General features: G+C 72.8%; 14 protein-coding genes. 9 read left to right on the top strand and 5 right to left on the bottom strand.

Annotated features, from left to right (window positions below; translation table 11 throughout):
* Window positions 1–53 precede the first annotated feature (53 nt).
* The 4 genes from AB8O64_RS31725 to AB8O64_RS31710 all read right to left on the bottom strand — a co-directional run bounded on the left by AB8O64_RS31725 (window position 54) and on the right by AB8O64_RS31710 (window position 4599).
* Window positions 54–1181: an acyl-CoA dehydrogenase family protein gene (locus AB8O64_RS31725; RefSeq protein ID WP_370422983.1), complete on the bottom strand. Its 1128-nt coding sequence runs from the start codon at window positions 1179–1181 to the stop codon at window positions 54–56.
* Complete coding sequence (locus tag AB8O64_RS31720) at window positions 1178–2431, bottom strand: acyl-CoA dehydrogenase family protein (protein ID WP_370422981.1); 1254 nt, start codon at window positions 2429–2431, stop codon at window positions 1178–1180. The genes AB8O64_RS31725 and AB8O64_RS31720 overlap by 4 nt, the downstream gene beginning before the upstream one ends.
* Window positions 2428–3420, bottom strand: coding sequence for an NADPH:quinone oxidoreductase family protein (locus tag AB8O64_RS31715; RefSeq protein ID WP_370422979.1), 993 nt, complete (start codon window positions 3418–3420; stop codon window positions 2428–2430). The genes AB8O64_RS31720 and AB8O64_RS31715 overlap by 4 nt, the downstream gene beginning before the upstream one ends.
* 81 nt (window positions 3421–3501) lie before the next feature.
* Window positions 3502–4599, bottom strand: a complete 1098-nt coding sequence (locus tag AB8O64_RS31710) for a LacI family DNA-binding transcriptional regulator (RefSeq protein ID WP_370422977.1) — start codon at window positions 4597–4599, stop codon at window positions 3502–3504.
* A 185-nt stretch (window positions 4600–4784) separates the two neighbouring features.
* Here AB8O64_RS31710 and AB8O64_RS31705 point away from each other — a divergent pair, with 185 nt between their 5' ends.
* The 6 genes from AB8O64_RS31705 (at window position 4785) to AB8O64_RS31680 (ending at window position 14332) form a co-directional block, all read left to right on the top strand.
* The gene (locus tag AB8O64_RS31705) at window positions 4785–6083 is read left to right on the top strand and encodes a sugar ABC transporter substrate-binding protein (protein ID WP_370422975.1); all 1299 of its coding nucleotides are present in this window, start codon (window positions 4785–4787) and stop codon (window positions 6081–6083) included.
* A 7-nt stretch (window positions 6084–6090) separates the two neighbouring features.
* The gene (locus AB8O64_RS31700) at window positions 6091–6993 is read left to right on the top strand and encodes a carbohydrate ABC transporter permease (protein WP_370422973.1); all 903 of its coding nucleotides are present in this window, start codon (window positions 6091–6093) and stop codon (window positions 6991–6993) included.
* Between the two features lie 44 nt (window positions 6994–7037).
* Window positions 7038–7823, top strand: a complete 786-nt coding sequence (locus AB8O64_RS31695) for a carbohydrate ABC transporter permease (RefSeq protein WP_370424033.1) — start codon at window positions 7038–7040, stop codon at window positions 7821–7823.
* Between the two features lie 31 nt (window positions 7824–7854).
* The gene (locus AB8O64_RS31690) at window positions 7855–9093 is read left to right on the top strand and encodes a glycosyl hydrolase (RefSeq protein WP_370422971.1); all 1239 of its coding nucleotides are present in this window, start codon (window positions 7855–7857) and stop codon (window positions 9091–9093) included.
* A 110-nt stretch (window positions 9094–9203) separates the two neighbouring features.
* On the top strand, window positions 9204–11288 hold the full coding sequence (locus AB8O64_RS31685) for an endo-beta-N-acetylglucosaminidase (protein WP_370422970.1): 2085 nt from the start codon (window positions 9204–9206) through the stop codon (window positions 11286–11288).
* Window positions 11289–11302: 14 nt separating this feature from the next.
* On the top strand, window positions 11303–14332 hold the full coding sequence (locus tag AB8O64_RS31680) for an alpha-mannosidase (RefSeq protein ID WP_370422968.1): 3030 nt from the start codon (window positions 11303–11305) through the stop codon (window positions 14330–14332).
* A 60-nt stretch (window positions 14333–14392) separates the two neighbouring features.
* On the opposite strand, the gene AB8O64_RS31675 is transcribed toward AB8O64_RS31680, so the two are convergent.
* Entirely contained in the window at window positions 14393–15493 is a 1101-nt protein-coding gene (locus tag AB8O64_RS31675) for an alpha/beta hydrolase (protein WP_370422966.1), read from the bottom strand.
* 58 nt (window positions 15494–15551) lie between these two features.
* On the opposite strand from AB8O64_RS31675, the gene AB8O64_RS31670 reads away from it, so the two are divergent.
* The 3 genes from AB8O64_RS31670 (at window position 15552) to AB8O64_RS31660 (ending at window position 19868) form a co-directional block, all read left to right on the top strand.
* Complete coding sequence (locus tag AB8O64_RS31670) at window positions 15552–16118, top strand: DUF1697 domain-containing protein (RefSeq protein WP_370422964.1); 567 nt, start codon at window positions 15552–15554, stop codon at window positions 16116–16118.
* 136 nt (window positions 16119–16254) lie between these two features.
* A complete protein-coding gene (locus AB8O64_RS31665; protein ID WP_370422963.1) occupies window positions 16255–19005 on the top strand; it encodes an alpha/beta fold hydrolase in 2751 nt (916 codons plus the stop codon).
* Complete coding sequence (locus AB8O64_RS31660; protein ID WP_370422961.1) at window positions 19002–19868, top strand: ABC transporter permease; 867 nt, start codon at window positions 19002–19004, stop codon at window positions 19866–19868. The genes AB8O64_RS31665 and AB8O64_RS31660 overlap by 4 nt, the downstream gene beginning before the upstream one ends.
* Window positions 19869–19891 lie beyond the last annotated feature (23 nt).

Genomic DNA, 19891 nt, shown 5'->3' with positions numbered 1-19891 from the left:
AGGCATGATCCGGCCCGGACAAAGCGTGCGCACTACACGTCACGGGGAGGAAGTCAGCCGACGGGACCCGGCAGATTCACCAACCGTGCCAATGCCTCCCGGTGCCGGCCGGGCGTGCCCAGCGCGATCTGGTCGCTCTTGGCGCGCTTGAGGTAGAGGTGCGCCGGATGTTCCCAGGTCATGCCGATGCCGCCGTGCAGTTGCAGACACTCCTGGGCCGCGCGCACCGCGACCTCACCGCAGTGGGCCTGGGCGACGGCGACCGCCACCGCCGTGTCCGGTGAGCCGGTCGCGAGCGCGTCGGCGGCGTTGCGGGCCGTCGCACGGGCCGAGACGACGTCCAGCCACAGGGCGGCGAGCCGGTGCTTGAGGGCCTGGAACGAGCCGACGGGACGGCCGAACTGATGCCGTCCGCCGGTGTAGCGCACCGTTTCCGCCAGGCACCACTCGGCGATTCCGAGCTGCTCGGAGGCGAGCAGCCCGGCGCCGGTGAGCAGCGCGTCGGCGACGGCGTCGCGGGCGCGGGCCGGCTCGGCGAGCAGCGTCGCGGTGGCCCCGGTGAGGGTGACCCGGGCGAGCGGCCGGGTGAGGTCCAGCGGGGTGAGGGGGGTGACGGCCACGCCCGGTGCCGTGGTGTCCACGGCGTAGAGCCCGCTGTCGGCGGGGATGAGGAGCACGTCGGCGCCGGCCGCTCCGGCCACGGAGGTGATCTCACCACTGAGCCCTGCTGCCGAGCCGCCGACGGTCGCGGGCGGCGCCCCGCCCGGGGCGGTCGGCAGGGGGACGGCGAGCGCCCCGACCCGGCCGCCGTCGGCGAGCGCGGCGAGCGGGCCGGCCACCTCGGGGCGTGCGGTGTCGCACCCGAGCAGCGTCCTCACGGCCAGTACGGCGCTGGTGAGGTAGGGCACGGCGGCGACGGACCGGCCCAGTTCCTCCAGCACGACGGCGGCCTCCCGGGCCGTGGCGCCCTGCCCGCCGAGCCGCTCCGGCACCAGCAGCCCGGCGGTTCCCATGCCGGTGGCCAGCGACCGCCAGAGATCGGGGTCGTAGGGGCGGGCCCGCTCGGCTTCCGCGAGCGCCGCGGTGGGGCCGCCGCGGTCGGTGAGCAAGGACCGGACGGCCGCGCGCAGGTCGTCCTCGGTCTCTGAGTAGAGCAGGTCGGGCGGCGCGGGAGTGGTCATCGGGGCAGGTCCTTCCACGCGGCGTCCTTGTCGGTACGGGGCTCGGGCGGCAGGCCGAGGACTCGCTCGGCGATGATGTTGAGCAGGACTTCCGAGGTGCCGCCCTCGATGGAGTTGCCCTTGGCGCGCAGATAGCGGTAGCCCGCGTCGCGGCCCGTGAAGTCGACGAGCTCGGGCCGGGTCAGGGTCCAGTCGTCGTAGCCGAGTCCCTCCTCGGCCAGCAGTTCCACCTCCAGCCCGCTGATCTCCTGGTTGAGGCGGGCGAAGGCCAGCTTCATGCCCGAGCCCTCGGGTCCCGGATGGCCGAGGGCGAGCTGCCGGCCGAGGCGCTCGGCCGTCAGCCGGGCGGCCTCGGCGTCCACCCACAGCCTCAGCAGCCGCTGGTGGAGGTCGTGGGTGCGCAGTTCGGGCCGACGGCGCCAGGTGTCGGCGACGAGGCCGATCATGCCGCTCTCGCGGGGCACCCGGGCGCCCCCGATGGCCACCCGCTCGTTCATGAGGGTGGTCCGGGCGACCTGCCAGCCTTCGCCGACCTCTCCGAGGCGGTGGGCGTCGGGGATCCGCACCCCGGTCAGGAACACCTCGTTGAACTCGGCCTCGCCGGTGATCTGGCGCAGCGGCCGCACCTCCACGCCGGGGTCGGTCATGTCGCAGACGAAGTAGGTGATGCCGCGGTGTTTGGGCAGGTCCGGATCGGTCCGGGCGAGGAGGATGCCCCAGCGGGCGAGGTGCGCCTGGGACGTCCACACCTTCTGGCCGTCGACGATCCAGCCGGCGCCGTTCCCGTCCCGGGTGGCGCGGGTGGCGAGCGCGGCGAGGTCGGAGCCGGCGCCGGGTTCGCTGAACAGCTGGCACCACACCTCCTCGCCGGTCCACAACGGGCGGAGGAACCGCCGGCGCTGCGCGTCGGTGCCGTGACGCAGGAGGGTGGGCGCGGCCATGCCGAGGCCGATGCCGATCCGGCGGGGGGCGTTGTCGGGTGCTCCCGCGGCCTCCAGGGCCTGGTCCACGACCGGCTGGAGGGCGCGCGGTGCGCCGAGCCCGCCGAGGCCTTCGGGGAAGTGGATCCAGGCGAGCCCGGCGTCGAAGCGGGCGCGGAGGAAGTCGATGCGGTCGGTGGTGGCGGGGTCGTGCGCGGCGAGCAGGTCCGCGACCCGGCGGCGCAGGGCGTCGGCGTCGACGGCGGCCGTCTCCGTCCGCCCGCTCCGCGCGGCCGTTGCGTCCGTTCGCGACGTCGCCGGGCCGCTCATCGGACCGTCTCCGGGACGACGACGATACGGCCGGTGGTCGTGCCGTCGGCGACGCGCTGGACGGCGTCGGCCGCCTTGTCGAGGGGGACCCGTTCGCTGACGAGCGGCTTGATCGCGCCCCGCTCGGCGAGCGCGGCCAGTTCCTCGTGGCAGGCGCGGACGGCGCCGGGGTCCTTGGTGTTGTACAGGCCCCAGTGCAGGCCGAGGATCGTGTAGTTCTTGACCAGGGCGTGGCTCAGCGCCGGGGTGGGGATGGTGCCGCTCGCGAAGCCGACGACCACGATGCGTCCCTCGAAGGCGACGCACTTGGTGGACCGGGTGAACGTGTCGCCGCCGACCGGGTCGTAGACGACGTCCGCTCCCCGCCCGCCGGTGGCCTCCTTGACGGCCGCGACCACGTCGTCGGCCCGGCGGTCGAGGACGAGGTCGCAGCCGAGCTCACGGGCGACGCGTGCCTTCTCCGGTCCGCCGGTGACGCCGATGACGGTGGCCCCGGCGGCCTTGCCGAGCTGGACGGCCGCGCTGCCGACGCCGCCCGCCGCCGCGTGCACGAGGAGGGTCTCGCCGCCGCGGAGCCGGGCGCGGCGGTGCAGGCCGAACCAGCCGGTCTGGTAGCCGATGTGCAGGGCGGCGGCCTCGGCGTCGTCCAGTGCCTCGGGGGCAGGCAGGACGGTGCGGGCCGCGACGACCGCCTGTTCCGCGAACCCTCCGGCGGGCAGGGCGGGTTGGGCGAGGACGCGGGCCCCGATCTCGCCCTCGGTGCCGTCGCCGAGGGCGAGGATCTCGGCACACACCTCGACGCCGGGGGTGAAGGGCAGCGGGGGCCGGACCTGGTACTGCCCCCGGCACAGCAGCGCGTCGGGGAAGTTGACGTTCGCCGCCCGGATCCGCACGAGCAGCTCACCGGGGCCGGGGGACGGATCCGGGACGTCGTCCAGGCGCATCACCTCGCGCGGTTCGCCGTTCTCGTGCACTCGCCATGCCTTCACCGGGACCTCCACGAGGGGTAGGGGGCAGCCGTCACGCCGCTCGCATACTAAGCGGTCGCTAAGGAAACGACCAGGGTGCCGTCACTCGCCCCGGCGGGCCGGTGAGCCGGGGGCGTCCGGCGAGCGGGCAGGGCGTGGCAGCGGCGGCGCGGTGGACTCCCGGGCGGCGAGCCGTGGCGCCACGTCCCGCACCCGGCGGGCCGGTCCCCCGTCGAGCAGCGCGATCAGTTGCTCGGCCGCCCGCTTCCCGAAGCCCGCCGTGTCCCGGGCCAGCGCGGTCAGCGCGGGGTGGGTGTTGCGGCAGAGCACCGAGTCGTCCCAGGCGACGATGGAGAGTTGGCGCGGCACGGACACCTCGCGCTCGGCGGCGACGGCGAGGCCGGCGACCGCCATCACATCGTTGTCGTAGACGATCGCGGTGGGCGGGTGCGCGGCGGCGAGGACGCGGCGGGTGGCGGCGGCGCCCTGCGCGTCGGAGTAGTCGGTCGTCACCGAGACGACGTCCGGCAGGGCACGGCGGTCGGCCTCGGCGCGCAGGGAGTCGATCCGGCGCCGGGTGTGGGCGAGTTCGGGCAGCCCGGCGATGTGCACGATGCGGCGGTGCCCCAGGTCGTACAGGTGGCCGACGATGGAAGCCATTCCCCCGGTGTCGTCGGCCCAGAGGTTGGAGATCGCGCCGTGCGGGCCTTCGCCGACGCCGTCCAGGGCGCCGATGACCACGGCCGGCAGACCGAGCCCGTCGAGGAGCGCGGGGCGGGGGTCGTCGTCGCGGGGGTCGACGACGAGCAGGCCGTCCACCCGGCGCTCGGCCCACCAACGGCGGTAGACCGCGCACTCGGCGTCGAGGTCCTCGACGACCTGGAAGAGCAGGCCGAGCCGGCGCACCGCGAGCGCTTCCTGCACCCCGGAGACGAGTTGGAGGAAGAAGGACTCGACGCCGAGCGTGCGCGCGGGCCTCGCCAGGACGAGCCCGACCGTGGCCGACCCCTCGCCGGACAGGGCACGGGCGGCGGTGCTGGGCTGCCAGCCGAGCTCCTCGGCGACGCGCCGGACCCGGGCGCGGGTGGCCGCGGAGACGCCCGGCCGGTCGTTGAGCGCGAAGGACACCGCGCTCTCCGAGACGCCCGCGCGGCGTGCGATGTCCTTCATCGTCGGGCGGCGGGCGGGCGTACGGCGCATGGTTCTCCCTCTGCCCCGCCCGCACCGGCGGGGCCGTCGCCTAAAGCGCTTGAGCGCCACCACACTAAAGCGCATTAGGTCGCGGCGTAAGTATTGACGCAACTCCCTTGCCGGGTGCAGGTTTTGATCTGCCTCCTCCCGGCCTCAAGGCCCCTGCCGGCCCGATCGAAGGAGCTCATCCGGCCATGACCGCCTCTCGTAGAGCAGCCGTCACCACCGCGCCCCTCCTCGCCGCCGCCCTGGCTCTCACCGCCTGCGGCTCGGGCACGGACACCGACGGCGGGTCCCGCGCCGACGGAAAGGTCGCGGGTGACATCACCTTCCAGACATGGAACCTGCGGGCGAATTTCAAGGACTACTTCAACGGCCTGGTCCGGGAGTTCCAGGAGCAGCATCCGGACGTCAAGGTCAGATGGCTCGACCAGCCCGCGGAGAACTACGCGCAAAAGCTCAGCGCCGACGCCGGGGCCGGCACCCTGCCCGACGTCGTCAACGTCTCGCCGGATCTGTCCTATCCGCTGGCCAAGGCCGGATTGCTGATGAATCTGGACAAGGAGAAGGCCACCGCGAAGTTCAAGGACGAATACACCCCGGAGGCCTGGCAGGGCAACACCCTGCCGGGGCTGGAGGGTTCGTACGCCTTCCCCTGGTACCTCAACACCGGCCCGCTCTTCTACAACAAGGCCCTGTTCCGGCAAGCCGGCCTCGACCCGGAGAAGCCGCCGAAGAGCTACGACGAGCTGTTCGCCGCCGCCGAGACAATGGCACGGCGGTCGGGCGGGAAGACCGCGACGCTGGCGGGGACCCCGTCCATCGAGGACTTCGGGCGCTACGGCGTCACGCTGATGAACGACGACGCCACGCGGTTCACCTACAACGAGCCGAAGGGCGTCGAGCTGCTGACCAAGTACAAACAGCTCTACGACCACGGCGCGCTCGACCCACAGGCGCTCACCAACACCCCGGAGAAATCCGGCCAGAAATTCCTGGAACAGAAGGTCGCCATGAATCCGGGCGGCGCCCACGACCTGGAGACCTTCAAGAAGAACGCACCGAGCCTGTACAAGAACCTCGGGATCACCGACGCGCCCAACAACACGGGCAAGCCGAACATGTACGTCATGGGTCTGGCCGTCAACAACCGGAGCGACCACAAGGCGGCGGCGATCGCCTTCGCCCACTTCGTCACCGAACGGAAGAACCAGGAGGCCTTCGCCCACAAGGTCGCCGTCTTCCCCAGCACCAAGGGCTCATTGCAGAGCCCGTACTGGGTCGAGGACGACGGAACGGACCAGGGCCGAGTCCGGGTCGCCTCGGCGAAACTGCTGAAGGGCGCCGTCAATTACACACCCGTCGTGATGAGCGACGAGATGAAGGTCGTCCTCAAGAACGAAGTGGCCAAGGCCCTCCAGGGCAAGAAGTCACCCCGGCAGGCGCTCGACGACGCCGCGGCACGGAGCGACAAGCTCCTCGAGCAGAGCTGACCGGCGCGTGGACCGGCACGCGAGGCGACCGGCCCCCCGCACCCGCACCCACCGGGCGGTCAGCCCCTGGCTCTTCCTGCTGCCCGGCCTCGGGATCGTCGCCGCGTTCAATCTGTACCCCTTCCTCACCACCGTCCACCAGGCGTTCACCGACGCGCGCACCCTCACCCCCGGCACCTGGGTGGGCCTGCGGAACTTCCAGGACATGCTGGAGGACGAACAGTTCTGGGTCGCCCTGCGCAACAGCGGTCTGTACGTCCTGCTCGTCGTGCCCTTCACCGTGCTGCTGCCGTTGCTGCTCGCCCTGTTGGTCCACAAACAGCTCCCCGGCGTCACCTTCTTCCGGTCCGCCTTCTACACCCCGGTCGTCGCCTCCGTCGTCGTGGTGGCCCTGATCTGGGGCTGGATGCTGGACGACCGCGGCCTGCTCAACGGCATCCTGCGCTTCCTCGGGGCGGGGCCGGTCGCCTTCCTCGGCGACGAATGGCTGCTGCTGTTCAGCGCCATGGCCCTGACGGTGTGGCGGGGCCTCGGCTACTACATGATCATTTATCTGGCGGCGCTCGCGAACGTCCCCCGTGAGCTGCACGAGGCCGCCGCCGTCGACGGGGCCGGTGCGCTGCGCCGCTTCGTCAGCGTCACCATCCCGGCCGTGCGCTCCACGATGGTGCTGGTCGGCGCCCTGTCGTCGGTATCGGCGTTCAAGGTCTTCGCCGAGGTCTATCTGCTGGCCGGGCCCACCGGCGGGCCGGCCGGGCAGGACACCACGCTCGTCATGCTCGTCCAGCGCACCGGCACGGGCCTGAACGGGCGCGTCGGCTACGCCTCCGCCCTCTCCCTCGTCGTCTTCACCATCGCGCTGCTGCTGATGCTGCTGGTGCTGCGCGCCGACCGCAAGGAGGACCGGTGACGACCCGGACGAGCGCCTGGGAGAAGGCGCTGCGCTATCTGCTGATGCTCGGTGTCCTGGCCGTCACCGTCGGCCCGTTCCTCTGGCAGCTGTCGACCTCGCTGAAGAGCACCACCGAGGACATCTACGCCTACCCGCCGAACTTCCTCCCCGAGCGACCGACCCTGGACAATTACGCCGGTGTCGCGGACATCATCCCGGTCTGGCGCTACGCCCTGAACTCTTTGCAGGTCGCGGTCGCCAACGTCGTCACCAACCTCGTCGGCGCCTCGCTCGCCGGATACGCGCTGGCCCGGCTGCGTTTCCGGGGCCGCCGGCTCGCGGGCCTCGCCTTCGTGGCGGCGCTGCTGGTGCCCCTGGAGTCCATCGTCATCGCGCAGTTCACGATGATGCGCGACCTCCAGCTCAACAACACCCTGATCGCCGTCGTGCTGCCCGGTGCCGTCGGCGCGCTCAATGTGCTGCTGATGCGCAACGCGTTCGCGAACCTCCCGTACGAGATCGAGGAGGCGGCCGTCATCGACGGGGCGAACGTCTGGCAGCGGTTCGTCCGCGTCGCCCTGCCGTCGGTCCGGGGCACCCTCGCCGTCGTCGCGATCTTCGCGTTCATGGGGGCGTGGGACGACTTCCTGTGGCCGCTGATCGTCCTCTCCGACTCCGACAACTTCACGCTGACCGTCGGCCTGAACTTCCTGCACGGCACGTTCCAGCAGAATCCGCGGCTGGTCGCCGCCGGCACCGTCATCGCGGTCGCCCCGCTCCTCGTGATGTTCGCCTGTCTCCAGCGGTACTTCTTCCGCGGGGTCGGCGAAGGCGCCGTCAAGGGCTGACCACCATCTCCCGCCCGAAGGGACGATCCGTATGCGTTTCGGCGTCAACTACACGCCCACCCGGGGCTGGTTCCACCACTGGCTCGACTTCGACCTCGACGACATCCGGGCCGATCTGGACCAGATCGCCGCCCTCGGTCTGGACCACATCCGGGTCTTCCCGCTCTGGCCGGTCTTCCAGCCCAACCGCACCCTGATCCGGCCGCAGGCGGTCGAGCAGTTGGTCCATCTCGTGGACGCGGCCGGTGAGCGCGGGCTCGACGTCAACGTCGACGGGCTGCAGGGCCACCTCTCCAGCTTCGACTTCCTGCCCGCCTGGACCACGACCTGGCACCGCCGGAACCTGTTCACCGACCCGGACGTCATCGAGGCGCAGGCGGAGTACCTGCGGGTGCTCGCCGCCGCCCTCGCCGACCGGCCCAACTTCCTGGGGATGACGGTCGGCAACGAGATCAACCAGTTCTCCGGTGACCCGCACCCGGACCCCGACCGGGCCGACCCCGTCCAGACGGGCCACTGGCTGCGGCGGATGCTCGACGCCTGCGAGAAGGGCGCGCCCGGCCGGCCACATCTGCACGCCTCCTACGACGCCGCCTGGTACGACGGCGCGCACCCCTTCACACCCGCCCACTCGGCCCGCCTCGGTGCGATGACCGCCGTGCACTCCTGGGTCTTCAACGGCACCGCGCAGCGCCACGGCCACGCCGGGACGGCCACCGAGCAGCACGCCGCGTATCTCATCGAGCTGTCCAAGGCCTGGGCGGTGGATCCCGCCCGGCCGGTCTGGCTCCAGGAGGTCGGCGCGCCCGCACCGCACATCCCGCCCGGCCATGCGGCCGCGTTCACCGAGGCGACCGTCCGCAACGCGCTGGACTGCCCGGACCTCTGGGGCATCACCTGGTGGTGCTCGCACGACGTGGACCGTGCCCTGGCGGACTTCCCCGAGCTGGAATACGGCCTCGGACTGTTCACCAACGACCGCCGGATCAAACCCGCCGGTGAGGTGATCGCCAGGATCATCCGCACCTGGCGCGGGAGCGGCCGCCCCGCGGAGCCTCGCCGGACCGCTCTGGTCGTGGACGCGGGCGCGGAGGAGGGCGCGCCCTACCGCTCGGTGTGCTCGCCGGGTGGTGCGTATTTCGAGGCGTGGATGCGGCTTGCCTCCGGCGGGGGGCGGCCGGCTTCGGTGCTGCTGCAACGAGCGGGTGACCTCGGGTACCTGGCGGGTCGGGGGATCACGGAGGTTTTGACGGTGGATCAGGTGCGGTAGGCGGTGGCCGTTCGGTGGATGTCTTCCCCAGCCCCGCCCCTTCCCGTAACCGGGGCCCCGCCCCGGGCCCCGGTCCTCAAACGCCGGACAGGCTGACATGTGGAGCCGCCATGCATGACAGAGCCGCACGACCTCAGGTCACCCGCCGCCGCGTCCTTGCCGCAGGCATCGGTGCCTTTGCCGTACCCGCCGTACCCGCCGCCCGCGCCGCCCGCGCCGCGCCCGCCGGGGACCTTCAGCCGTACGCCTCGTACTGGTATCCCGACAGCTTGCCGGCGGGCTCCCCCGCGCCCGGTGTCATCTGGCGCAGTCTGCGTTCCTGGGCGCCCGGTAGCGACGTCGACCTGCCCTTCAACAAGGCGACCGTGCCCCTCGCCGCCCGCTTCACTCCCCCGCCCGTCGGTTCGACCGCGCGGGCGGGGCAGGCCCGCGTGTCCGCCCTCGCGGCCTTCGCGCACACCTCGGGGAATCCGTCGCAGGGCTCCCCCACCGCCGACTACTACGCCCTCACCCACTGGGCCTACCTGGACGAGCTGGTCTTCTGGGGCGGATCCTCCGGCGAGGGGCTGATCCTCGCGCCGAACGCACCGGTCGTGGACGCCGCGCATCGCAACGGCGTACCCGTCCTCGGGACGGTGTTCCTGCCTCCGGCCGCGTACGGCGGGCAGCTGCGCTGGACGCGGGACCTGGTGCGCAGGGGCGCGGACGGCGGGTTCCCGCTGGCCGACCAGCTGATCCGGGTGGCCCGCGCGTACGGTTTCGACGGCTGGTTCGTCAACGCCGAGACCGGTGGCGGTGACGCCGCCCTGGGCGCGGACGTGCGGGACTTCCTGGCCCACCTCCGGACCCACGGCAAGGGCCTGCGCGTCACCTGGTACGACGCGCTGGCCGTCTCGGGGGACGTCTCCTGGCAGAACGAGCTGAACGACCACAACTCCCCCTTCTTCCGCGCCGCCGACTCGATGTTCCTCAACTTCAACTGGAGCCGGGCGGGGCTCGCGTCGTCCGGTGCGCTCGCCGAGCGCCTGGAGCGGGGGCGGTACGAGCTGTGGGCGGGCATCGACGTGGAGGCGAACGGCTGGGACACCCGGGTCGACTGGGACGCGATCGTCCCCGCCGACCGTCCGCATGTCACCTCGTACGGCTTCTACCGGCCCGAGTGGACGTGGACCAGCCTCCCGGCCGGCGGGCGCACGCCCACCGCCTTCCACGCGCGGGACGACCGCTTCTGGTCCGGACCGGCCGGGGACCCGTCCGCCCCCGCCGGCGGGCCGTGGCGGGCTCCGGCGGCCTCCGTCGCGGACCGCTCGACCCTGACCGCGCTGCCGTTCGCGACGAGCTTCAACACCGGGCACGGTCTGGGCTGGTACGAGCGCGGCAAGGTCCTGTCCGACGCGCCCTGGAACCATCTGGGGCTTCAGGACCGGCTGCCCGGGCGGCGCTGGGTGATCCGCACGGCCGGTGCCCGGCCGGTGGTGGGCTTCGACTTCGCCGACGCCTGGCGCGGCGGCACGAGCCTGCTCGTGGAAGGTCCGCTCGCCGCGCCGACGACCGTCGAGCTGTTCACCGCGCGGCTGCCCCTGCCCGGGACGACGGTGGTGGAGCTGGCGCACCGCACCGATGCCGGGTCGGAGGGCGTCCGCGTGGAACTGGTGGTCTCCCCGACGCCCGGCCGCTTCGTCCATGTGCCGGCGGGCACGCTGCCCGCGGGCGGGCGCGGCTGGACCACGGCCCGGCTGCGCGTCGGCGCGCTGCTGTCCGGCCGCGCCGGCCGGACGATCCACGCGCTGGGCGTCCGGCTCACCGCCACCGGTGGTGGGGCCGTCCGCTGGCGGCTGGGCCATCTCGCGGTGCGCGACACCGGGGCGCCCGGACCGGCGGCCCCCGCCCGTCCGGCCGCGGTGACCGTCGCCGCGGCGCGGCCGAACGGCGACGGTACGGCCGCGCTGCGGCTCCTGTGGAGGCCGGGCACCCGCCGGACGCCGCCCGTGCGCCATTACGAGCTGCACCAGGTGTTGCCGGGCGGTGGCCGTCGCTTCCTCGGCGGCACCTGTGGGCATGCCTACTACGTTCCGGCGCTGCGTCGTACGGGCGGCGAGGCGGTCACCCGCGTCGACGTGCGCGCCGTGGACGAGCTGTACGTCTCCTCGGCACCCGCACGCGTTTCCTTCCGCTGGTCCATCCCGTCTTCGTGAGGACACCGACGCCCATGCACAACGACCGCACCGTCACCGAAGCCCGACTCAAGCGGGTGCTGGACGAGCGCATCCGGCCCGCCGTGTATCCCGAGTCGGTACCGCTGACCGTCACCGTGTGGCACGCGCCCGGCGAGCCCGTGCCCGTCGCCGAGGGCCTCGCGGCCGGGCGCGAGCCGATCGAGGTCGGCGCGCCGTGGGGCCCGCCGTGGGGCACCAGCTGGTTCACGGTCGCCGGGACCGTGCCCGAGGAGTGGGCGGGCCGGACCGTCGAGGCGCTGCTGGACCTGGGGTTCGACGAGAACATGCCGGGCTTCCAGTGCGAGGGGCTCGTCTACCGGCCGGACGGCTCACCCGTGAAGGGCCTCAACCCCCGCAATCAGTGGGTGCGGATCGGCGAGTCGGTCACCGGCGGCGAGGAGGTGCTGCTGCACATCGAGGCCTCGTCCAACCCCGTGATCATGGACTACCACCCGTTCGTGCCGACCGAGCTGGGGGACCGGCTGACGGCGGACGACGCGCCGCGCTACCGGCTGGCCCGGATGGATCTGGCCGTCCTGGACCGGGTGGTGTGGGAGTTGGTCCAGGACCTGGAGGTGCTGGGTGAGCTGATGGCCGAGCTGTCGGTGGACTCGCCGCGCCGCTGGGAAATCCTGCGGGCGGTCGAGCGGGCCCTGGACGCCGTCGACCTCCAGGACGTCGGCGGGAGCGCGGAGCGGGCCCGCGAACAGCTCACCGGCGTGCTGTCCGCGCCCGCGCACGCCTCCGCGCACCGGATCAGCGCGGTCGGGCACGCGCACATCGACTCGGCGTGGCTGTGGCCGCTGCGCGAGACCGTGCGGAAGGTCGCCCGGACCACCGCCAATATGACCGCTCTGCTGGAGGACGAGCCGGACTTCGTCTACGCCATGTCGCAGGCCCAGCAGTTCGCGTGGATCAAGGAGCACCGGCCGGAGGTGTACGCCCGGGTGAAGAAGGCCGTCGCGGAGGGCCGGTTCGTGCCGGTGGGCGGCATGTGGGTGGAGTCCGACACGAACATGCCGGGGTCGGAGGCGCTGGCACGGCAGTTCGTGCACGGCAAGCGCTTCTTCCTGGAGGAGTTCGGGATCGAGACGGAGGAGGTGTGGCTGCCGGACACCTTCGGCTACTCGGCGGCGCTGCCGCAGCTGGTGAGGCTGGCGGGTGCCAAGTGGTTCCTGACGCAGAAGATCTCGTGGAGCCAGACCAATAAGTTCCCCCATCACACGTTCTGGTGGGAGGGCCTGGACGGCACCCGGGTGTTCACCCACTTCCCGCCGATCGACACCTACAACTCGCGGCTGTCGGGGCAGGAGGTGGCGCACGCGGTCCGCAATTTCCAGGAGAAGGGCGGTGCGACCCGCTCCCTCGCACCGACGGGCTGGGGCGACGGCGGCGGGGGGACGACGCGCGAGATGGTGGCGCGGGCGAAGCGGCTGGCGGATCTGGAGGGTTCGGCGAGGGTCGTCTTCGAGCGGCCGTCGGCGTTCTTCGAGAAGGCGCACGCGGAGTACGGGCACGCGCCGGTGTGGGTGGGCGAGCTGTATCTGGAGCTGCACCGGGCGACGCTCACCAGTCAGGCGCAGACCAAGCAGGGCAACCGCCGCTCGGAGCACCTGCTGCGCGAGGCGGAGCTGTGGGCCGCGACGGCGGCCGTACGGGCCGGGTTCCGCTATCCGTACGAGGCGCTGGACCGGCTGTGGAAGACGGTGCTGCTGCACCAGTTCCACGACATCCTGCCGGGCACCTCGATCGCGTGGGTGCACCGGGAAGCGGCGGCGACCTACCGGGCGGTCACGGCCGAGCTGGAATCGATCGTCGGGGACGCGCTGGCGGCGCTCGCGGGTGATGCCCCGGCCGGTGGGACGGTGGTGTTCAACGCGGCGCCGCACGGGCGGGGCGGCGCGGTGGCCCACGGTGGCGCCCTGGTCGGGTCCCCCGACGGCGACCCCGACCCCGCCCCGCCGACGGTCCGGGCGCGCGAGGGCGGTGGTTTCACGCTCGACAACGGCCTGCTGCGGGTCGAGGTCGACGGGCGCGGGCTCGTGGTCTCCGTGTACGACCCGGCGGCGGACCGGGAGACGATCGCACCGGGGACGGCGGCCAACCTGCTGCAACTGCACCCGGACCTCCCGAACATGTGGGACGCCTGGGACGTGGACCACTTCTACCGGAACACCGTCACGGACCTGACGGACGTCGAGACGCTGGAGCCGACGGACGAGGGGGCACTGCGGGTCGTCCGGGCCTTCGGCTCCTCACGGGTCGAGCAGTTGCTCTCCCTTCCCCCGGGGGTGCGGCGGCTGGACATCGAGACGGAGGTCGACTGGCACGAGACGGAGAAGTTCCTCAAGGCCGCCTTCCCCCTCGATCTGCATGCCGATCGCACGGCCGCCGAGACCCAGTTCGGCCATCTCTACCGCCCCACGCACACCAACACCAGCTGGGACGCGGCCAAGTTCGAGGCGTGCGCGCACCGGTTCGTGCATCTGCAGGAGCCGGGTTGGGGGGTGGCGGTGGTCAACGACTCGACGTACGGCTACGACGTGACGCGCACCGTGCGCGACGCCGACACCGGGACCACGACCACGCTGCGGCTCTCGCTGCTGCGGGCGCCGCGCTTCCCCGACCCGCGCACCGACCAGGGCATCCACCGGTTCCGGTACGCGCTGGTGCCGGGCGCATCGTTGGGGGACGCGGTGCGTGAGGGGTACCGGATCAATCTGCCGGAGCGGAGGGTGCCGGGTTCCGCGGGGGTGGAGCCGCTCGTGTCGGTGTCCGACGACGCGGTCGTCATCTCCGCGATCAAGCTCGCGGACGACGGCAGCGGGGATGTGGTGGTGCGGCTGTACGAGTCGCTGGGCGGGCGGGCCCGTGCGCGGCTGACCGCGGGGTTCCCGACGGCGTCGGTGTCCGTGTGCGACCTGCTGGAGCGTCCTGTGGCCGCCGCCACGACGGACGGGGACGTCGTGGTGCTGTCCCTGCGGCCCTTCGAGATCGTCACCCTGCGACTGACGCGGGGCTGAGCGTTTCTTGTCCTCAATCGCCGGACGGGCTGCGTGGTGCCCGTCCGGCGGTCGAGAACTTCAGGCCCCGATGGCCTTCATCAGCATCGGGAACGATGCCACCAGCTCACGCTCCCAATAGCGCCAGGTGTGCCCGCCGGTCGACGCGCACACCGTGGCCGGGACGCCGAGCCGCGCGAGCTCGGCGCGCAGCTGCTGGTTCATACCGAAGACGGCGCGCTCGACCTGGTCGTCCGTGCCGTGTGCGGCCGGGTCCGTGCAGCGCGCGGCGGACGGGGGCGGGTCGCCCCACGTCCAGCCCGCGCCCTTCTCGGCGCCGTTGCCGTAGGAGACGTAGAGCGGGGTGCCCGCGAGCTCGGCGGCCCGCTCCAGCGGGCTGTTGCGCTTCCACAGCCACTGCTCGCGCAGATCGGCCGGGTCGTTCGTGTCGAAGGGGTAACCGGGCTCGCCCCACAGGCGCTTCCAGTCGGTCAGGCACGTGAGGCCGCCGACCTTCACCGCGTCGGGCCCGTCGAAACCGCCGTCGGGTGACTTGTAGAGGGGGTTGACGGCGCCACTGTACGAGGCGGCCGCGCTGAACAGACCGGGGCGCGTGGCCGTGAACTTCAGCGCTCCCTGGCCGCCCATGGACAGCCCCGCGACGGCTCGCCGCGACCCGGCGCGGTAGTCCCGCTCCAGCAGCGGCCGGACCTGGTCGAGCAGATACGTCTCCCAGGCCGGGGCGCCCCATCTGCCGCCGTTGTACCAATTGCTGTAGCCACTGCACCCGCTGGTCTCCGGCATGACGACGATCGCGTCCCGGTCGGCGGTGAGCTCCTCGATGTGCGTATGGGCGGTCCAGTCCAGATGGTTGCCCGCGCCGCCGTGCAGCAGCCAGAGGGTGGGCCAGGTCCGTGACGCGTCCTTGGACCAGCCCTTGGGCAGCAGCAGGCGCACCCACTTGACCAGCGCCCCGGTGTCGGGCGAGGAGACCGCCAGATCGAGCGTCCGGTCGTCGACCCGCGCTTCCTTGACCACCCGGGCCGGATTGTCCGCCGCGCGGGCGTGCGCGGGCCCCGCCCCGGCCGTCTGCGCCCCCACCACCGGCAGCAGCAACGCGAACGCCGCCAGCGCCCGCGCGGCCCGCGCCGCGAATCCCCCGTACCGAGCCCTGTGCACCATGCGATCGCCCCTCACATGCCGCTCACGTCAGTGATGCGCGTCATATTACGGTGAGGGGGTGACAACGTACGTGGCTCTCCTACGCGGCATCAACGTGGGCACCAAACAGCACGTTCCCATGCGGACCTTGCGCGATCTGCTGTCCGGCCTGGGCTGCGGTTCGGTGCGCACCCACCTCAACAGCGGCAACGCGGTCTTCACCCACCCGGGCTCCGACCCGGACGCCCTGGCGGCCGGGCTCGAGGAGGCCATCGCGCGTGAGCTGGGCCTGTCCGTACGCTGCTTCGTGCGCGAGGGAGTGAACCTGCGCCGTGTCGTTGACGCCAATCCGTTCGCCGACCGCGCGATCGATCCCGCGCGGTTCCTGGTGGTCTTCCTCTCCGGCCCCTCCGGCACCGCCCGCCCGGATGCCTTCGCGGACCTCGATCCGGGCGCGTACGCGCCCGACGAGTTCGTCCTCGGGGAGCGCGAGGTGTATCTGATCTGCCCGGACGGCATCCGGGACTCCAAGCTGGCGAAGCTCATGACGGGTCGGCGCCTGGGCGAGGACGGCACCGCCCGCAACTGGAACACCGTCACCCGGCTCGCCGCCATGGCGGACGAGGCAGCCGAGGCGGACGGCTGATCGCGCCGGGCGACCGCCCCGGGCCGCCCGTACCACGCCCGCGGTACGGGCGCCGGGGGTTGTACGCCGCGCGGAGGGGATACCGCTCCTCCTGTCGGCGGCGCAGGTGGACGACGGCTCCGCTTAGCATTCGGGCATGAAGCTGCGTTTCCCCCGGCGCCCTCGGTCCGGACGCGACCGGCTGCTGGCCGCCACGGCCGCCGGCGCCGTACTCGTCGGTGCAGGTACCTGGACCGTGGCCGCGGCCACCGGGTCGGACGCCGCCGTGCACCGCGAGGACCGGTTCCTTTCGATGCCCGACGCCCCGGGCGCCGAGCGCTCGGGTCCGGTCCGCATCGACACGTCGTACTTCACCTCCGGTGACACCGACACCCGCAGACCGGCCGTGCTGCTCGCGCACGGCTTCGGGGGCAGCAAGACCGATCTGCGCGAGAGGGCGGAGGAACTGGCGCGCGACGGCTACGCGGTGCTGACCTGGTCCGCGCGTGGCTTCGGGCGGTCCACGGGCCGTATCGGCCTCAACGACCCGGGCCATGAGGTCGCCGATGTGAGCCGGCTGATCGACTGGCTGGCGCGGCGGCCGGAGGTGCGGCTCGACAAGGCGGGCGACCCCAGGGTCGGTATCGCGGGCGCCTCCTACGGCGGCGCCGCCGCGCTCCTGGCGGCCGGGCACGACAAGCGCGTCGACGCCATCGCCCCGCAGATCACCTACTGGAACCTCGCCGACTCGCTCTTCCCGAACGACGTCTTCAAGAAACTCTGGTCCGGGATCTTCTTCACCACCGGCACCACGTCGGCCGGCGCCATGCCGAGCCGCCCCGCGCCGGCCGTCGGTGACGGCCCGGCCCGCAAGGCGGGAGCCACCGCCCGGTTCTCCGGCTGCGGCCGGTTCGAGAAGACGCTGTGCGAGATGTACGAGCGGGTGGCCGTCGAGGGGAAGCCGGACGCGCGGGCACGGGAGCTGCTGGAGAGCCGCAGCCCCTCCGCCGTCGCCGGCCGGATCAAGGTGCCCACCCTCCTCGTCCAGGGGCAGACCGACTCGCTCTTCCCCCTCGACCAGTCCGACGCGGCGGCCAAGGCCATCGCCCGCAACGGCGCGCCCGTCTCCGTCGACTGGATCGCCGGTGGCCACGACGGCGGGGCGGACGAGAACGACCGGATCGCGCGGCGCACGCGCGCGTGGTTCGACCGCTACCTCAAGGACGACGAGAGCGCGGGCACCGGGCCCGCGTTCCGCGTCAGCAGAACCGGCGGCATCGACACCACCGACGGCAAGGCGCAGCTGCGCGGCGCGAGCGGGGACCGCTATCCGGGGCTGCGCGGCGACCCGCGCGCGATCGAGCTGACCGGGCGCGAGCAGTCGTTCGGCAACCCGGCGGGGGCGGCACCGCCCGCGATCTCCGCGGTGCCGGGCATCGGTTCGCTGAACCGGCTGTCGGGCCTCGGCGTCGGTGTCTCCCTCGACTTCCCCGGCCAGCACGCGCGTTTCGACTCGGCCCGGCTCACCGAGGGCGTCCGCGTCACCGGCTCCCCGACCGTGCGGACGAGGATCTCCTCGGACACCGGGGAGGCCGTTCTCTTCGCCAAGGTCTACGACGTCGGGCCGGACGGGCAGCAGGTGCTGCCCGGACAGCTCGTCACGCCCGTCCGCGTCACCGATGCGAAGGGGGGCCGCACCGTCGAGCTCAAGCTGCCCGCCATCGACCACACCTTCGAGTCCGGTCACCGGATGCGGCTCGTCCTCGCCGCCACCGACCTGGGCTACGCCTCCCCGGCCCGGCCCGCCGCGTACACCGTCGCGCTCGCGGGCGGAGCCTTGAGCGTGCCGACCGCGCCCGGCGTGCGGACCGGCTCCTCCGCCCTCCCCTGGTGGACATGGGGGTTGCCGCTCGGCGGCGCGGCCGTCGCGGCGGCCCTGCTGCTGACCGGTCGCCGCCGCACCGCGCCGCCCGCGCCCGACCCGGCGCTCGCCGAGGTGCCGTTGCAGATCACCGGCCTGAGCAAGCGGTACGCCAAGTCCGCCGACCGGTACGCGGTACGAGAGCTGTCCTTCCGTGTCGAGCGGGGCCAGGTGCTGGGGCTGCTCGGCCCGAACGGTGCGGGCAAGACCACCACCCTGCGCATGCTCATGGGTCTCATCCGTCCCGACGAGGGCGAGATCCGCGTCTTCGGGCACGCGATCCGGCCGGGTGCGCCGGTGCTGTCGCGGGTCGGGGCGTTCGTGGAGGGCGCGGGGTTCCTGCCGCACCTGTCCGGCCGGGCCAATCTCGATCTGTACTGGCAGGCGACGGGCCGACCGGCCGAGGACGCGCACCTGGAGGAGGCCCTGGAGATCGCCGGCCTCGGCTCCGCGCTGGAGCGGGCGGTACGGACCTACTCCCAGGGCATGCGGCAGCGTCTCGCGATCGCGCAGGCCATGCTCGGCCTGCCGGATCTGCTGATCCTGGACGAACCGACCAACGGGCTCGACCCGCCGCAGATCCGGGAGATGCGCGAGGTGATGATCCGGTACGCGGCCGCCGGCCGTACCGTCATCGTCTCCAGCCATCTCCTCGCCGAGGTCGAACAGAGCTGTACGCACCTGGTCGTGATGGACCGCGGCCGGCTCGTGAGCGCGGGTCCGGTCGCGGAGATCGTCGGCTCGGGCGACACGCTGCTGGTCGGCGTCGAGGGCGAGCTGCCCGAGGTGACGGCGGAGAAGGTGGCGGCGCTGCCCGGCGTGGCCTCGGCCGTGCGGAGCGAGGAGGGGCTGCTGGTGCGGCTCGACGGCATGGGCGCACCGGAGCTGCTGGTGGAGCTGGTGCGGTTGGAGATCCCGGTGGCGCGGGTCGGCCCGCACCGCCGCCTGGAGGACGCGTTCTTGACCCTGATCGGAGGCTCGGCATGAGCACCGCGGTGACCACGGCCCCCGAGTCCGCGCCCGGATACCGGGCGCGGCACACCCTGCCGCTCCGGGTGGAGGCGATGCGGCAGTTGCGGCGGCGGCGCACCCTCGTGGTGGGGGCGGTGCTGGCGGTGCTGCCGTTCGTCCTGATCGCGGCGTTCGCCATCGGCGGGCAGCCGAGCGGGCGCGACGGGCGGGTGACGCTGATCGACACCGCCACCGCCTCGGGCGCGAACTTCGCCGCGACCTGTCTGTTCGTCTCGGCTGGATTTCTGCTCGTGGTGCCGGTGGCGCTGTTCTGCGGTGACGCCGTGGCCTCCGAGGCGAGCTGGTCCTCGCTGCGCTATCTGCTCGCGGCGCCGGTGCCGCGCGCCCGGCTGCTGCTGAGCAAGCTGGTCGTGGCGCTCGGGTTCAGCGCGGCCGCGATGGTGCTGCTGCCGGTGGTGGCCTTGGCGGCGGGCACGGCGGCGTACGGCTGGGACGGTCTGCAGATCCCCACCGGCGGTGCGCTGCCCGCCGGGACGGCCGTCGGCCGGCTCGCGATCGTGGTGGCGTACATCTTCGTCGGGCAGCTGGTCACGGCGGCGCTGGCGTTCTGGCTGTCGACGGTCACGGATGCCCCGTTGGGCGCGGTGGGTGGCGCGGTCGGGCTGACCATCGTCGGCAATGTGCTGGACGCGGTGACCGCGCTCGGGCACTGGCGCGATTTCCTGCCGGCGCACTGGCAGTACGCGTGGGCGGACGCGTTGCAGCCGCAGTTGGAGTGGGGCGGAATGATCAAGGGGACGGCGGTGTCGGTGGCGTACGCGCTGGTGCTGTTCGCCCTCGCCTTCCGGCACTTCCGGGCGAAGGACGTCGTGTCCTGAGGGCCCCCGGGCCGCCCTGGTGC

Source organism: Streptomyces sp. QH1-20 (assembly GCF_041283565.1).
Taxonomy (GTDB): Bacteria; Actinomycetota; Actinomycetes; order Streptomycetales; family Streptomycetaceae; genus Streptomyces; species Streptomyces syringius.
The sequence above is the reverse complement of the archived record's forward strand: the minus strand, read 5'-3'. Positions and strand labels throughout refer to the sequence as shown.

What these genes read in the sequence shown, in the direction of transcription:
- AB8O64_RS31675 (WP_370422966.1), bottom strand. Translation starts at nt 15,493, where the DNA reads ATGGTGCACAGGGCTCGGTACGGGGGATTCGCGGCGCGGGCCGCGCGG.
- AB8O64_RS31660 (WP_370422961.1), top strand. Translation starts at nt 19,002, where the DNA reads ATGAGCACCGCGGTGACCACGGCCCCCGAGTCCGCGCCCGGATACCGG.
- AB8O64_RS31680 (WP_370422968.1), top strand. Translation starts at nt 11,303, where the DNA reads ATGCACAACGACCGCACCGTCACCGAAGCCCGACTCAAGCGGGTGCTG.
- AB8O64_RS31705 (WP_370422975.1), top strand. Translation starts at nt 4,785, where the DNA reads ATGACCGCCTCTCGTAGAGCAGCCGTCACCACCGCGCCCCTCCTCGCC.
- AB8O64_RS31710 (WP_370422977.1), bottom strand. Translation starts at nt 4,599, where the DNA reads ATGCGCCGTACGCCCGCCCGCCGCCCGACGATGAAGGACATCGCACGC.
- AB8O64_RS31695 (WP_370424033.1), top strand. Translation starts at nt 7,038, where the DNA reads ATGCTCGGTGTCCTGGCCGTCACCGTCGGCCCGTTCCTCTGGCAGCTG.
- AB8O64_RS31720 (WP_370422981.1), bottom strand. Translation starts at nt 2,431, where the DNA reads ATGAGCGGCCCGGCGACGTCGCGAACGGACGCAACGGCCGCGCGGAGC.
- AB8O64_RS31725 (WP_370422983.1), bottom strand. Translation starts at nt 1,181, where the DNA reads ATGACCACTCCCGCGCCGCCCGACCTGCTCTACTCAGAGACCGAGGAC.
- AB8O64_RS31685 (WP_370422970.1), top strand. Translation starts at nt 9,204, where the DNA reads ATGCATGACAGAGCCGCACGACCTCAGGTCACCCGCCGCCGCGTCCTT.
- AB8O64_RS31665 (WP_370422963.1), top strand. Translation starts at nt 16,255, where the DNA reads ATGAAGCTGCGTTTCCCCCGGCGCCCTCGGTCCGGACGCGACCGGCTG.
- AB8O64_RS31690 (WP_370422971.1), top strand. Translation starts at nt 7,855, where the DNA reads ATGCGTTTCGGCGTCAACTACACGCCCACCCGGGGCTGGTTCCACCAC.